The sequence below is a fragment of the Micromonospora fiedleri genome (genome assembly GCF_016774385.1).
Taxonomy (GTDB): domain Bacteria; phylum Actinomycetota; class Actinomycetes; order Mycobacteriales; family Micromonosporaceae; genus Micromonospora; species Micromonospora gifhornensis.
This window is the reverse complement of the sequence record NZ_JAETXL010000009.1, coordinates 215,524-229,120: the sequence shown is the minus strand read 5'-3', so window position 1 is coordinate 229,120 and position 13,597 is coordinate 215,524. Positions and strand designations below refer to the sequence as shown.

The 13,597-nt window shown below is 68.4% G+C and carries 11 protein-coding genes and 1 pseudogene; 4 read left to right on the top strand and 8 right to left on the bottom strand.

Translation table 11 applies throughout. From position 1 onward, the window contains the following. Nucleotides 1-24 precede the first annotated feature (24 nt). Nucleotides 25-597, bottom strand: a complete 573-nt coding sequence (locus tag JMF97_RS24505; protein ID WP_203223644.1) for a hypothetical protein — start codon at nt 595-597, stop codon at nt 25-27. A gap of 295 nt (nt 598-892) precedes the next feature. Between JMF97_RS24505 and JMF97_RS24500 the strand changes: the two genes are divergently transcribed. Beyond that, nucleotides 893-3,193 carry a cellulose binding domain-containing protein gene (locus tag JMF97_RS24500; protein WP_203223643.1) on the top strand — a complete coding sequence of 767 codons (2,301 nt, stop codon included), beginning with the start codon at nt 893-895 and terminating at the stop codon, nt 3,191-3,193. 87 nt (nt 3,194-3,280) lie between these two features. Here the strand turns inward: JMF97_RS24500 and JMF97_RS24495 are convergent, their stop codons facing one another. Together JMF97_RS24495 and JMF97_RS24490 are read right to left on the bottom strand one after the other, a co-directional pair. Continuing rightward, complete coding sequence (locus tag JMF97_RS24495) at nt 3,281-5,872, bottom strand: tetratricopeptide repeat protein (protein WP_203223642.1); 2,592 nt, start codon at nt 5,870-5,872, stop codon at nt 3,281-3,283. 230 nt (nt 5,873-6,102) lie between these two features. Then, the gene (locus JMF97_RS24490; RefSeq protein WP_203223641.1) at nt 6,103-6,633 is read right to left on the bottom strand and encodes a pyridoxamine 5'-phosphate oxidase family protein; all 531 of its coding nucleotides are present in this window, start codon (nt 6,631-6,633) and stop codon (nt 6,103-6,105) included. A gap of 311 nt (nt 6,634-6,944) precedes the next feature. On the opposite strand from JMF97_RS24490, the gene JMF97_RS24485 reads away from it, so the two are divergent. Further along, nucleotides 6,945-7,151, top strand: coding sequence for a hypothetical protein (locus JMF97_RS24485; protein WP_203223640.1), 207 nt, complete (start codon nt 6,945-6,947; stop codon nt 7,149-7,151). A gap of 354 nt (nt 7,152-7,505) precedes the next feature. Further along, entirely contained in the window at nt 7,506-7,859 is a 354-nt protein-coding gene (locus JMF97_RS24480; RefSeq protein WP_203223639.1) for a DUF1801 domain-containing protein, read from the top strand. Nucleotides 7,860-7,999: 140 nt separating this feature from the next. Here the strand turns inward: JMF97_RS24480 and JMF97_RS24475 are convergent. The 5 genes and pseudogenes from JMF97_RS24475 to JMF97_RS24455 all read right to left on the bottom strand — a co-directional run. Then, nucleotides 8,000-8,230 (bottom strand): annotated as a pseudogene (locus JMF97_RS24475) (SAM-dependent methyltransferase); the annotation flags it as partial. A 57-nt stretch (nt 8,231-8,287) separates the two neighbouring features. Further along, nucleotides 8,288-9,535: a mandelate racemase/muconate lactonizing enzyme family protein gene (locus JMF97_RS24470; RefSeq protein WP_203223638.1), complete on the bottom strand. Its 1,248-nt coding sequence runs from the start codon at nt 9,533-9,535 to the stop codon at nt 8,288-8,290. 1 nt (nt 9,536) lies between these two features. Continuing rightward, nucleotides 9,537-10,364: a carbohydrate ABC transporter permease gene (locus JMF97_RS24465; protein ID WP_203223637.1), complete on the bottom strand. Its 828-nt coding sequence runs from the start codon at nt 10,362-10,364 to the stop codon at nt 9,537-9,539. Continuing rightward, nucleotides 10,364-11,344 (bottom strand): carbohydrate ABC transporter permease, encoded by a 981-nt coding sequence (locus JMF97_RS24460; RefSeq protein WP_203223636.1) that lies wholly within the window; start codon nt 11,342-11,344, stop codon nt 10,364-10,366. The genes JMF97_RS24465 and JMF97_RS24460 overlap by 1 nt, the downstream gene beginning before the upstream one ends. A 4-nt stretch (nt 11,345-11,348) precedes the next feature. Continuing rightward, nucleotides 11,349-12,617, bottom strand: coding sequence for an ABC transporter substrate-binding protein (locus tag JMF97_RS24455; RefSeq protein ID WP_203223635.1), 1,269 nt, complete (start codon nt 12,615-12,617; stop codon nt 11,349-11,351). 154 nt (nt 12,618-12,771) lie between these two features. Here JMF97_RS24455 and JMF97_RS24450 point away from each other — a divergent pair, with 154 nt between their 5' ends. Continuing rightward, nucleotides 12,772-13,539: a FadR/GntR family transcriptional regulator gene (locus JMF97_RS24450; RefSeq protein ID WP_203223634.1), complete on the top strand. Its 768-nt coding sequence runs from the start codon at nt 12,772-12,774 to the stop codon at nt 13,537-13,539. Nucleotides 13,540-13,597: the final 58 nt, after the last annotated feature.

Sequence of the window (13,597 nt, the reverse complement as noted above, 5' to 3'; positions counted from 1 at the left end):
CGACACCGCTGGCTCCCGAGTCGCTCAGGGAAGTAGCCGGCGCCCCTCCCAGGTTCCGTGTTCGGACAACGGGCGGAATCGCATGAACGCGGACTCGTGGTGGAAGTCCCGGCGATTCTGTTCGACCATGGCGACGGCGTGCGTGTCAGCCTGTGGGACGGCGCTACGGCCGTGGACCATGTCGGTCATCTCGCGGACGCTGCGCCAGATCGTGAAGGTGGAGAAGGTGTGGGGCGGGCGCATCGCTGCGGTGGCGAAGGTGGCGCCAGGGTGGCTGGCGACCAGGCGTTCGACCGGTCGCCCCCACTTCAGGAACCGGGGCAGTTCGAGAAGCTTGAGCCGGGCGAGGGTGACGGCCACCATCGGCTCCTCCGGATCCCACCGGCCCGCCTGCACCGGCAGGCCGGCGAGCGCAGCCACCTCGCCGTAACGCCGCAGGTACTGCAATCGCACATGCCATCCGTCAGCGAGTCGCCGCCCCAGCGCGTCGTCTGCGAGGAACCGTTCCAACGCCGATTCATCGGCCCACTCGGCGAACATCGCCAGGCGTCGCAGCTGCATCCGTTCCACCGACAGCACCGGGGAACCGAGCCGCATGAGCGGGAACATTCGGCATGCCGCAGCCCAGCCGCCCGAGGCCCACGACCCAGGGTGCGCAAGGTCAAGGCCGGCGCAAGCAGTGCGAGATGAAACGAATGGATCATCGGCCCATCATTCCAGCCCGCCGCACCCGCCTCCCCGTGCGTCACACGGCGGGGAGCGCCAGCATCACGAAGGCATTTATGGGTTTGTATGGGATGTCCCCACCCTGTCCCCCACCGCGCGACTCTCGTCAGCAAGACCCGCCCGCAGACGGGCGCTAGGCGGTTTCACAAGCGTTGGGGAGGAAACGATGCTGAGATTGCTACCGCGAAAACGCCGAACACGACTCGGGCTGATCGGTGCCACGATCGCGGCTGTCCTACTGACGATGGGAGTCGTCCACACCGGCGGTAAAGCGGAGCAACCCGCCACGCAGGAGAATCTCCTGGCTTGGCATGCGCAGATCGTCGAGGCCCCGCGGCCATCGCTGGACGGGTGCTTCGACGCGACCTATCCCAAGGTGGTATGGCGGGAGACCGCGTGCGTGGACCAGCCGGCGATCCCGATGTCCCCGAACCGTGTACCGGCTGCGCGGCGGGACATCGGTGGTGGCACCGGGATGGGCGTCGTGACGGAGCGACCCGCGGATGCCGGTGACATCACCAGGGCGACCGGCACGTTCGAGGATGTCAAGGACAAAGACCTGCTGACGGTGAACTCCTCCCCGACCAGCGGGCCGGTGATGGCGAACAGCTACACGCTCCAGCTCAACACCAACCGCCTCAAGGTCAGGGAGTGCGCCAGTTCACCGACTCCCGCGTTGTGTGAGGGCTGGAAGCAGTTCATCTTCGCCAACACCCCGCAAACCGTTCCGAATGAGCCACCCAGCCGTCTCTACATCGACTACTGGTTGCTGGCTTACAACCCGGATGCGAGCCAGGGCAAGCCCTGCCCGATGGACTGGACTGAGGTCCCGGACGACGGCGAGGTCCACTGCTGGCTGAGGCGCGAGAGGGCAGCGGGCCCGCTTCCTTACGTACCGATCAGGAACATCGCACTTCCGGGCTTCAAGCTGGAAGCGCAGACGCAGACAATCGGCGCGGACACCGTCGTCGACGTGGTCACGTTCAACGATGGGAACCAGAACGCCGCCTCGACGTCCAGTTCGGACGTTCTTCACGTCCTGCCAGGAGAATCTCCGCCGAACCAGGCGGGACCGGGATGGACGCAGGTCGAGTTCAACGTGTTCGGCTTCGGAAACGGATCCACAGCCGTCTTCAACAAGGAGGCCGACTTCAACCTTCGCACGACGATAGTCGACGGCAGTCCGAAGGCACCCGTATGCAAACAAGTCGGCTTCAGCAAGGAGAGGAACAACCTCAACTTCGCCAAACCGAGTGCGACCCCCACATCGCCGGCGCCAGCCCTCATCATCAACCAGGCAGCCAAGAACCGAGAGCTGGCGGGCTGCAGGGCCGCCGTCGCCGTCGGCGACACTCACCAGTACACCTTCGACGGTACGTACTACGACTTTCAGGCTACGGGTGACTTCGTCGAGGCACGGGCCGGTACCACGTTCGAGGTGCAGACACGCAAGAAGTCTGGCGCCCCGACCCGGCCCAACGCATCGGTGAACCAGTCAGTCGGCGTGCGGATGGGCAACACCAGGCTGGCGGTGTGCGCCGGGACCCGTCTGGTCGTGAACGGAGTCGACACCAACCTGCCCTCCGGCGAATCACTGCTGCTTTCCACCGGAGTGGCGATCGACCGGGTGGGCGACGTCTACACGTTCAGGGACCCGTCCGGCAACCTCGTCCGCAGCACCGCCATCGCCGGCACCGTCCCGTACGTGAACCTGGGCATCAGCCTGGACTCCGAGACCCCGGCGGTGCGCGGCCTGCTGGGCAACCACAACGGTGACCCCCACTTCCTCGAAGCCAGCAACGGCGACCCCCTGCGCGTGCCGCTCTCCTTCGCCGACCTGTACGGGGTCTTCGGCAACAGCTGGCGGGTCAGCCACACCACATCACTGTTGCGCTTCTGCGACGCCGTCGACGTGGGCAACCCGGCAGAGCCGTTCTACTCCCACAACCTCCCCGCGAATGTTCTTCAGCCGGCGAAGGAGTACTGCGCCACGCTACGTCTCGAGCCGATGTGGAATGTCTCATGCGAGTTGGATGTCGCCGTACTTGGCCGGCAGGCTGCTGATGTCTTCGTCGGACTTCCCAAGGCCGCGGTGGACGGCAACCCCACGCCACCATCCCCGTCCCCCTCGCCTACCGGAGGCAACAGTGCCTGCCGGATCGCCTACACAGCCAACTCCAACGCGGCGTCCGCTGGCTTCACCGGCAACGTGACCATCACGAACACCGGCAACACGCCCGTGTACGGGTGGACGCTGACTTTCTCGTTCACGAACGGGCAGCGGATCACCAGCAGTTGGAACGCCAGCGTGACGCAGTCCAACGCGTTGGTGACGGCACGGAACCTCAGCCACAACGGCACGCTCGCACCCGGCGCCTCCACGTCGTTCGGCTTCCTGGGCAACAGCGGCATCTCCAACCCGCCACCGGTGGGGTGGACGCTGAACGGCTCCCCCTGCACCACCTGACCCACGGGGGTCGGTCATTCTCGACCACTCCCGTAACGCGAGATCCCCGGGTTGGGAGCCACCGGGCGGGCTTTCCGGGGATCTCGCTCAGGTGTGGATGCCGGCGTTGTCGAGGGCGGTGAGGCAGGCGCGGATCTGGTCGACCTCGGGCGTACCGAGGTCCGTGAAGATGGCGAGGGCGTGGTGGTAGTGAGCACGGACCTCGTCGGGATGGCCGAGGGCGCGGTGGGCATTGGCCAGCCCAGTGTGGGCGCGGGCTTGCTGGTCGCGGGCACCGATCTCGGCGGCGATCCGCTGCGCGGCGGTGTGATGGCGATGAGCGTCGGCGGGGTGGCCTGCGGCGAGCGCGGCCTCGCCGATGCCGTTGAGCGCGTATGCCTCGCCGTGCCGGTCGCCGGTCGCCCGCAGGATCGTCAGGGCCTGTTGGTGGTACTCGGCGGCCTTGGCGGGCTCGCCACGAGCAGCGTGGAGGGTGCCCAGCCCGTCCAGCGTCCAGGCTTCGCCGTTGCGATGGCCGGCATGACGAAACAGGACAAGCGCCTGGGCCAGGCTCTCGGCCGCCGCCTCATGCCGGCCCAACCGCGTGTCGACCTCCGCGAGGTTGACCAACGACACCGCCTCGCCGGCCCGGTCTCCGGTCTCTCGGAACAGGGCGAGCGCCTGCCGCAGGTGCGTGGCGGCCTCGCCGTACTGACCCGCCTTCTGTTCGATGTCGCCGAGGTTTGTCAGCGTGCGGGCCTGACCGACCTTGTTGCCGGCTCGCCGGTGCAGGATCTCGCCCTGCGCGAAGTGGGCGGCGGCCTCGCGGTAGCGGCCGAGCCGCTGTTCGGCGATGCCGAGGTTGGTCCGGGTCCGGGCCTGCCCGGGAGCGTCGCCGGTCTGTTCAAACAGGCGCAGAGCCTCGGTGAAGTGTTCGGCTGCGGCCTGATGCTGGCCGCCCCAGAGGTGGGCGACGCCAAGGTCGGCGAGGGCGTGGGCCTGTTCGGTGACGTCGCCGATGCGGCTGGCGGCACGGCGGGCATGACTGTGGACGGTGATGGCGTCGCTGTTGTGGCCACCGGCGAAGTACTGGACCAGGACGCGGGAGAGCCGGATGGCGTGGGCGGGCCAGCCGTGGGTGGCGGCGTGGGCCACGACGGTGACCAGGGCTGGCCGTTCGGTGTCGAGCCAGATGCGGGCGGTGTCCGGGTCGGTCAGCTCGGGGACGCAGGTACCGGACGGGGCGACGTGGGGTCGAAGATGCGCCTGGGCGGGGTGCAGAGCGTCCATCGCGGAGGCGGCCGTGGCGAGATAGTAGTCGAACAGGCGGGTCAGGGCGGCGCGACGGTCGCGTGGGCGGACCTCGTCGTGGGCTCGGGTGGTGGCGTACGTGCGGACGAGGTCGTGGAAGGTGTACCGGCCCGCGTTGGACTGGTGCAGCAGGTGGTCGCGGCACAGGCGGTCCAGATGGGCACGGGTGACCTCGATGTCGGCGCCGGTCAGGGCAGCCGCGGCGTAGGCGTCGCTGTCCTGCCCGGGGTGCAGCGCCAGCAACCGGAGCAGCTGGCGCTGGTCGGCGGGCAGGCGGTGGTAGGACAGGTCGAGGGCGAGCTCGACACCGGTTTCGAGGCGTCGCTGGTCGTGGCGTTCGTCGAGCCGGTCGGCGTGATCGGTGAGGGTCCAGTCGGGTGTGGCCCGCATGTGTCCGGCTGTCAGGTCCAGCGCCAGCGGCAGGTAGCCGCAGCGCCGTGCGATACGGGCGGCAGCGGTGCGATCGTCGCCCACCGGGACCTGGCCAGCGGCGTGGGCCAGGTATCGAACGGCCTCGTCCGCTGCGAACACGTCGATCACCAACTGCGTGGCCGAGGTCAGGTCGGACAGGCTTCGCCGGCTGGTGATCACGGTGAGACAGCCGGGCACCTCGGCGAGCAGCGGGCGGAGTTGGTCGAGGTCGGCGGCGTTGTCCAGCACGATCAGGGTGCGGGTACCGGCGAGCCGGTCACGGTAGGCCGCGGTGCGGGCCTCGAGAGCGTGGGGGATGCGCTGCGGCGGTACACCGAGCAGCCGCAGGAAGCCGTCCAGGACGGCGGCCGGGTCCGCTGGAGGTCGAGCGGGGTCGGGGTGAAATCCGCGCAGGTTGACGAAAAGCGCCCGGTCAAATTGACGTTCCCGGATGAGAATATGCCCGGCGTGAATGGCGAGCTGGGTCTTGCCGACGCCGGCCATCCCCTCTATCGCCGAGATCGCCACCGCGCCGTTGCGGCCGAGAGCGCGGCGGAGCTGATCGAGTTCGGCGGTACGACCGGTGAACCCGGCCAGGTCGGGTGGAAGCCTGTCCTGGACCTGCACCACCACGGCGGCCAGGGCCTCCCCGCCGACCACCCGCAGCGCCTGGCGCCACTGGTGCACGTACCCCTCGTCCGGGTGCAGTGCCTGCACGACTGCGGTCACGAGGTCGGTGTTCAGCCGTCGTCGACCGGGTTTGAAGCAGTCCACGACCGTGGGTCGCTTGGTCAACTCGCCGGTCGGGCGACCGGCGGCCCGCCACGCGTTGTTGACCTGGCCGGTGATCCATTCATAGGACGGGTTTCCCGCCCAGACCTTCAACGACCGCAGCCCTGCGACCAGCTCATCCAGCGTGCGGGCCCGACCCGGGTCGGGCATTGCGGCGGACGCATCCTCCGCTCGGGTAGCGGTCATCGACAGTCCCACATATATATTGACGCTCTAGAATGTTTAGCGCATTGTAGCCGCGCCGGCGCGGAGGGCGCGCCCCTACGAAAGGCGGACCCCGCTGCTGGTCACCTCCGCCCGGGGATCTTGGCCGGTTCGCCGGGCCGTGACCGGCGGATGTTCCCGACGAGCCGAAGCTCGTCCAGGACGTCGCGGATGCAATCGGCCTGTGTGTGTCGGTTGGCCCGTGCTGTGGTTCAGGGCTGGGACGGCACGGTGAGCTTTGCGATGTCTGGGGCATAGACGGTCATCCAGTGCGGATGCAGCCGGTAGTAGACCACGTCGTTGTCCCAGTCGAAGGGGTCGTCGCCGTAGAAGTCCTTCAAGTACGCGAGCACGTCCGGCCAGTCCCTGGCCTGTTCGCCGTTGCGGGGGTTGAGGATCTCCACCTTGCCGTGCGTGAAGACGCCGAGGTCCTCACCGCGCATATGTGCGGCGCTGACGGCGGGCCGCGCCGCGAGGTGGCGCGCCTTGGCGGCGTCGGGCGCCGTGCCGAAGTACCACTTGCCTCGCAGGAAGTGCCCGTCGACACCGCTGATCCGCGGCTCACCCTTCGCCGTCACGGTGGACAGAGCGAGGGTGCACATGCCGGTGAGGACCTGGGTGAGCTGCTCCGCGTTCAGTGTGCGCGCGGTGTTGATGATCGAGCGAAGGTGAGACGTGGAGCGGGCGAGGGAGGCGTCAAGCAGGGCTTGGAGCTCTTCGAGATCTTGTGGGGTTTCGCGCATGGAGGCCTTGTCTCTCCGTATCTGTCTGCGCCGTGGTCCGCGCCTCTCACCGGCGCCGACCGATGAACCCATGCTCCACCCAAAACCTGACACCTTGCGTCATATTTCTTCAACTCGCTTGCGGACGCCAGCGGCAGCCGGCCTGACAGACCGGCGGCGCGACGTGACGGCTCCCGACCGGCCTGGATGGTTTACTCGGGCAGTCGGTCCCGACTCGGGTCAGCCTGCCCGCTACCGTCTGCGTATCGCGGCGGCCACGCTTCCAGACCCGCCGCGAACAGCCCAGTCCTGAACAGCACGAGGAGACACCGATGACCGACGCCACCAGCGACGCCGATCCCACCGCTGACGCCGAAACGGAAACCGAGGAGCAGCCACAGCCCTTCGAGAACCGGGCGGCACGCCGGTCCAAGGGCAAGGCCACCACCAACCACACCGGGGGTACCCCGAGCCGCGTCCACGGCCGCTCCGGCACGGTGCAGAGTCCTCGCCAGTACGGCAACCGTCGAAGCGGCTGACTTCGGACCTCCTGGTAACGGCCGCGTCCAGTAGCTGTGGCCGCTACCAGCGTCTAGCCGCAGCCGCAGGTTCGTTTGCAGGACGGTGAAGGCGAGCCACCTTTGTCGGCCTCCAAACAAGCCGTGACCCGTCGGGTAGCGCGCGACTCCCGGCAGATCCGGACGACCACGCCGCGGCGGATCCGTTAGCCTGACTGCGGTGGTCCGCCACCGACTGCGCTTCCACGTGACAGACCACGTGAATCATCGCGGAGAGACCTGAGCAGCTCAGGACATGTCCGGGTGGGGTGCGGCGCACTGTTGCGCCGACTTCATACCGCCGGTGCCCGACATCGGCAGACGAAAGGACATGACATGTCGTCGAAGGACGAAAAGAACCTGACGCAGGTTATCAACAGGATCTCGAAGATGGACGAGCCGACCCGTTCGACGATGCAGCGGGTGCACGACATCATCATGGCCGCGGCCCCAACCCTGAAACCGCGCATCTGGTACGGCATGCCCGCCTACGCGAAGTCGGCGAGCACACCCGCGCTCGTCACGCTGCGCATGGACGAACGATTGAACCTCGCGATCACCGAGAAGGCCACCTTCCGCGCGGCAGGCGGCGCGGAAGGTGGGCTGATGCCGGCCGCGTGGTACTTCGAGACGGTGGATGCCGTCACTGAGAGGCGAATCGCCGAGATCGTCCGCTCCGTGGTCAACTGATCGTCTGCACCCCTGTCCCGGGATGAGGGTGGACCGCACCTCGGCACGACCGGGCGTCGGCGTGACCCTTCAGTCGGTGGCGGCGTCACAGCCAGCGGCTGGGGTCGACGACGCATGTCCTGGCCGAGCGAGCGTCTCCGTCAGGCCCGGCAGACGATCTCGCCGTGCAGGACGGCGAACCAGGCATCCGCTGCTTCGGCCCACTCCCGCCAGCCGTCCGAGATGTTGCGTAGGTCCTGCGCCGTGGCGACGCCTGCGGCCAGCACCTGTCGGGCCAGGTCCGAATTCAGGATCCGCTCGGCCCACATCCCGCCCCACCATTGCCGGTCCTCCGGCGTGGCGAAGCACCAGGTGCTCGCCCATGCCGGCACCGATGCCGCCGAGGCCAACTCGGTGAGATGCACCGTCGGCCGCAGCGGCAAGGACCCTCATGACGCCACCGTCCGGTGGATCTGTCCGTCGGGCTCGTGGTTGTCACGGGACGCTGGGGTGGGTGCCGCGACGGGCCACCGCCGGTGGGGAGGTACCCCGTCGGCCTCCGCCAGCAGACGGCGTCCGGCCTGCTCCGGCCGTACGTTCGGGCTGTCACCCGGGTGGGCCTGCGGACGTCGGCCGGCGGCGGCGATCACCCGCTCGTCGACGTGGATGCCGAGCCCCGGCGAGTCGCCGAGGACGAAGGCGCCGTCCTCGACGTGCAGGTCGACGGTGAGGCCGACCGGTGGACGCAGATCCTGCAGCTCGCTGGTCAGGTGGTTCGGCACCGAGGTCGCCGCGTGCAGCAGCCCGACCGGGCTGTTGCCGATCGGGCTGATCGGCAGGTCGTGCGCGTGGGCCAGGGCCGAGGCCCGCAGGAAGTGCGTGACACCCCAGACGGCGGCCGTCTGGACGATGTCGACCGCGCCGGCGGCGATCAACGGGCGGTACTGTTCGAGCCCGGTGAGGTTCTCGCCGGTGGCGACCGAGGCGCGGATGCCCCGGCCGACCGTGGCGAGACCTTCGGCGTCCCAGCGTCGGACGGGTTCCTCGATCCAGATCAGGTCCAGCACGCGTTCGATCTCGCTGACGTGTCGGACCGCCTGTTTGCGGGTCCACGCCTCGTTGACGTCGAGCATGAGACCCGGCCTGCCGCCCCGACCGGCCTCGGTCAGCACGTCCCTGATCAGGCACAGCCGGCGCCGGTCACGCTCGATGTCCAAGCCGCCCTTGAGTTTGGCGGCCCGTAGGCCGTACTGGGCGTACTCCTGGTATGTCACGACCAGTTCGTCGTCGGTGAGGCCGATGTCCAGACCGGAGGCGTAGGCCGGGACCCGGCGGTCACGGCCGCCGAGCAGCCGCCACAGCGGCTCACCGGCGGCCTGCGCCTTGATGTCCCACAGGGCGGTGTCGAGCGCGCCGATGGTGCCGAAGACCGGGCCCGCGTGCCCGGCCTTGAAGGTGTGCCGCAGCATCCGGTCGTAGAGCGTGGTGACGGCGCGGGGATCCTCGCCGTCGATCGCCGCGAAGATCCGTTCGATCTCCACGGACGGGCCGATGCCCACTCCGCGGATGCCCTCGTCGGTGTCGACGACGACGATCGGCACCGGGACGACCCCGTCGGCGAAAACGCCGTTGGCGTCGCCGACGGGGCGCCCCCATTCCTGCACGGTGGTGAGCGTCCGATATCCGGTGATCCGCATGTCAACCCTTCGTGGAGCCGGCGGCGACGCCGTCGGCGATCTGGCGCTGGAGGAAGAGGTAGACCACCAGGACGGGGATGGCGGCGATCAGCACACCGGACGCGAAGGTGGGGATGTCGTCGGAGTACTGCCCCCGCAGCGAGGTCACCCCCACCATGAGCGTGCGGTGTTCGGCCGACGGCATCATCACCAGCGACATGAGTACGTCGTTCCAGCAGAACAGCGCGTTGAGGATGCCGACGGACAGCAGCGCCGGTGTGCCCAGGGGCAGCATGATCCGGCGGTACACGCCGTAGATGCTGTTGCCGTCGATCCGGGCCGCGTCGATGATCTCCGGTGGCACGCCCCGGTAGTAGCTCGTCATCAGAAAGACTGTGAAGGGCAGGAACTGCGCCACGTAGACGAGAACCAGCCCCGGGTACGTGTCGATGAGGGCGGTGTCGGCCATGATCCGGGCCAGCGGCACCATGATCACCTGGAACGGCACGAACAGGCCCGCGAGGCAGCCCAGGAACAGCGCCGACGAGCCGCGGAAGCGCAGTTGGCTCAGGGCGAAGCCGGCCATCGAGCCGAGCAGCAGCAGCAGGATCACCGACGAGGTCACCACGACCAGCGAGTTGACGAAGTAGCGGCCCATCCCGACGCTGGTCCACGCGGTAATGATGTTGTCCCAGCGCAGGGCGTCGGTGAGGGCGAACCGGTCGAGGATGTAGTCGCGTCGGGTCTTCATCGCCACGTTGGCGGTGAACAGCAGGGGGTAGATCGTCGCCAGGGCGAGCAACGACATCGGAAGGGCGATCAGCCATCGCCCGCGTCGCAGGTGGGACATCAACTCTCCTTCCCCGCCCGCCTGAGCAGCTGGATCTGCAACAGCCCGACGACGAGCATGATCACGAAGAGCACGGTCGAGGCTGCCGAGGCGAGGGCGGGGCGGTTCATCTGGCCCTGCTGGATCCAGATGTAGTACTCCGGCAGGTAGGTCGAGCCCTCGGGGCCACCGCTGGTCATCACGTAGAGCAGGCCGAACATCGAGGTCAGCATCCCGATCATCGTGGTCACGAAGACGAACTGGATGGTTCGGGACAGCCCGGGAATGATCACGTGCCGGATCACCTGTGGCAGCGACGCCCCGTCCACCCGGGCCGCGTCCAGCAGGGCGCTGTCCAGCGTCGCGAAGCCGGCCAGGAAGACCACCAGGGACATGCCGAACGTGGCCCAGACGTGCACCCCGACCACCACGAACATGGCGATGTCCGGATTGCCGAGCCAGTCGATCGGTGGAACGCCGACCGCGCCCAGGACGGCGTTGAACGGGCCGTCGAAGGCAAGCAGCAGGTTGAAGATCGCACCCACGATGACCGGGGAGAGCACCGCGGGGAAGAAGTAGACGCTGCGGTAGACGCGGTGGCCGGGCACCCGGAGGTAGATGAAGGTGGCCAGCAGCCCGGGGATCGCCACCGCCACCGGCAGCAGCAGCACCAGCCACCCGACGTTGCCCAGCGCGGTACGGAACAGCGGGTCCGTCAGCAGCTCGCGGTAGTTGTCGATGCCCACCGCCGTCCCGTTGCGTGCGCCGTCGCCGGTGAAGGAGAAGTTGACTCCGAGCAGCAACGGATAGAGCCGCAGCAGCACGATGATCAGTACTGCCGGTGCGACCAGGATGTAGGGGGCGAGGCGCTCGGCCCGCAGGCCGCCGCCGCTGCCGGCGCGGCGTGCAGGGCGGCGGCGGGCGGAGGTGTCACCCGCGGGACCGTCGGTCCGACCGGACAGAGCCGGACGGACCGACGGCTGCGTGTTTCCGATCGGCACGCGCTCAGCCCGCCTGGTCGGAAGCGGCCAACTGCTTCACCACCTCGTCGACGGTGATCGAGCCGCTGAGCAGCTGCTGGGAGAGCCGCCCCATCAGGTCGATCGTCTTGGAGGAGAGCGCCACGTGCAGGGCCGGCTTGCCGCCCTTGAGCTCGGAGACGATGCCGGCGACGGCCGCACCGCCCTGGGAGACATCGATGGTGGTGTCGGCGGCGACCGCGCCGGCGTCGGCGTAGAACGCCTTCAGCGCGTCCGTCGAGGTCAGGGAGCGCACCAGGTCGGCGGCGACCTTGGGGTCCTTCGTCCACTTGGCGACCGCGTACCCGATGCCGCCGTCGTAGGCCAGGCTGGGCGTGGTGCCTTCGGTGACCACCGGCGCGCTCATCACACCGAGGTTCTCGGGGGTGAGGAACTCGTTGAAGTCCTTCCAGTGCCCCACGTCGGACATCAGACCGATGATGTGGGCCGCCTTGCCGGACTGAAAGATGGCGAAGGAGTCGTTGAACATGGCGGTCGAGTTGGCCCCGTCGTTGTTGAGGCCCGCCTCGCCGGCCTCCTTCCAGAGCGCGAAGACCCGCTTGACGTTCGGCGAGTTCCAGTCACGCTTGCCGGCGATCCAGTCGTCGTACTCCCCGGCGGTGAGGATGCCCGAGCCCAGGGCGGAGAGCCAGAACTGGATGCCCACGCCTTCCTTGTTGCCCAGGGCGAAGCACTTGGCGCCGGCCCGGGTGATGGCGGTGCAGTCGGCGAGGAACTTGCTCCAGGTGGTGGCGGGCGTCGCCGGGTCGAGCCCGGCCTTGGCGTAGAGCGCCTTGTTGTAGTAGATGGGGTGGCCCTGCAACGTCACCGGGCCGGCATAGGTCTTGCCATCGGAGGTGAAGGCGTCCCAGCCGGCGAGTCGCTGCTTGTCCTCGCCGACGTACTCGTCCAGCGGCACCAGGGCGTCCACCCGGTCGCGGATCTGGCCGCCGCCGTTGAAGAGCATGACGTCCGGGCCCTTGCCGGCCTGGATCGCGGCGCCGAGCAGGGTGTAGTACTGGTCGAACGGCTGCGCGACGAACTCGACCGTCACGTCGGGGTGCTTCTTGGCGAAGTCGGCCTTCGCCTTGTCGAGGTACTGTGCGGCGGAAGCCTCGCCCGACTTCCAGTCCCACACCACCAGCTTGTCTGCGGAGCCGCCGGAGGAGTTGCCCGATCCGGTGGCACTTCCGCAGCCCGCCATCGTCACCAGTCCGACAACAAGGGCGGCTGACCATAACGCGCGCTGTTTCATCGTTGTTCACCTCTGAACGGGGTTGGCTGACGGCCCGGCCGCCACGCCGACAATCGATCGATGGAACGTAACTCGTATGACGTCTGATGGTCAACAGGCGGGACGTACACTGATCTCTTGGACGTCGTGCCACGGCAAGCAAATCGGAGGGGACATGACGCCACCGGAGACGACCCTCGAAGGCCTCGTGACCCCGGCCTGGGTCCGGCGACCCACAAACCTCGCCAGAGCGGTCACCGCCGAACTGGTGCAGCGAATCGTCCGTGGGGTGCACCCCTCCGGCACGGCCCTGCCACCGGAACCGGTCCTCTGCGAGACCTTCTCGGTGAGCCGCACCGTGGTACGGGAAGCGGTCAAGGTGCTCCAGGAGAAGGGCCTGGTGCAGGTCCGCCAGGGCGCCGGCACGATGGTCACCCCGCAGTCGATGTGGGACATGCTCGACGAACTGGTCCTCGCGGCCACCATCGCCGAGGACGACAGCCTCGCCATCCTCGACGACCTCGTGGTCACCCGGCGGCTGCTGGAATCGGACATGGCCCACGTCGCCGCCCGGCTGGCCGACCAGGAGACCCTCGACCGGCTCCGCGCCCTGGTGGACCGGATGGACGAGCTCGTCGACGACCAGGTCGCCTACCACGACCACGACCGGGCCTTCCACGATGTGGTGATGCAGGCGTCCGGCAACCGCATCGCCCGTGGCGTCGTACGGTCGCTGGAGAGCCAGGTCGTCAACACCGCGCGCTACATGGGCCGGACCCAGCGTTCGCTGTGCGTGGCGTCCAACCGCGGGCATCGCCGCATCTACGAACGGATCGCCGCCCGGGATCCGGAGGGTGCCGCCGAGGCGATGTTCACCCACATCACCGAGGCGTGGCTGGTCCGCCGCAAGGGCTCCGGCAAGGTGCCCCGGCTGCAACGGTGATCAACCGCCGGGCCGCCGCCACCCGTCGTCGAACGGGTGACGGCGGCCGACCGGCGCA

Coding starts and splice junctions, on each gene's coding strand:
- JMF97_RS24505 (WP_203223644.1), bottom strand. CDS start 597: ATGCGGCTCGGTTCCCCGGTGCTGTCGGTGGAACGGATGCAGCTGCGA.
- JMF97_RS24500 (WP_203223643.1), top strand. CDS start 893: ATGCTGAGATTGCTACCGCGAAAACGCCGAACACGACTCGGGCTGATC.
- JMF97_RS24495 (WP_203223642.1), bottom strand. CDS start 5,872: ATGACCGCTACCCGAGCGGAGGATGCGTCCGCCGCAATGCCCGACCCG.
- JMF97_RS24490 (WP_203223641.1), bottom strand. CDS start 6,633: ATGCGCGAAACCCCACAAGATCTCGAAGAGCTCCAAGCCCTGCTTGAC.
- JMF97_RS24485 (WP_203223640.1), top strand. CDS start 6,945: ATGACCGACGCCACCAGCGACGCCGATCCCACCGCTGACGCCGAAACG.
- JMF97_RS24480 (WP_203223639.1), top strand. CDS start 7,506: ATGTCGTCGAAGGACGAAAAGAACCTGACGCAGGTTATCAACAGGATC.
- JMF97_RS24470 (WP_203223638.1), bottom strand. CDS start 9,535: ATGCGGATCACCGGATATCGGACGCTCACCACCGTGCAGGAATGGGGG.
- JMF97_RS24465 (WP_203223637.1), bottom strand. CDS start 10,364: ATGTCCCACCTGCGACGCGGGCGATGGCTGATCGCCCTTCCGATGTCG.
- JMF97_RS24455 (WP_203223635.1), bottom strand. CDS start 12,617: ATGAAACAGCGCGCGTTATGGTCAGCCGCCCTTGTTGTCGGACTGGTG.
- JMF97_RS24450 (WP_203223634.1), top strand. CDS start 12,772: ATGACGCCACCGGAGACGACCCTCGAAGGCCTCGTGACCCCGGCCTGG.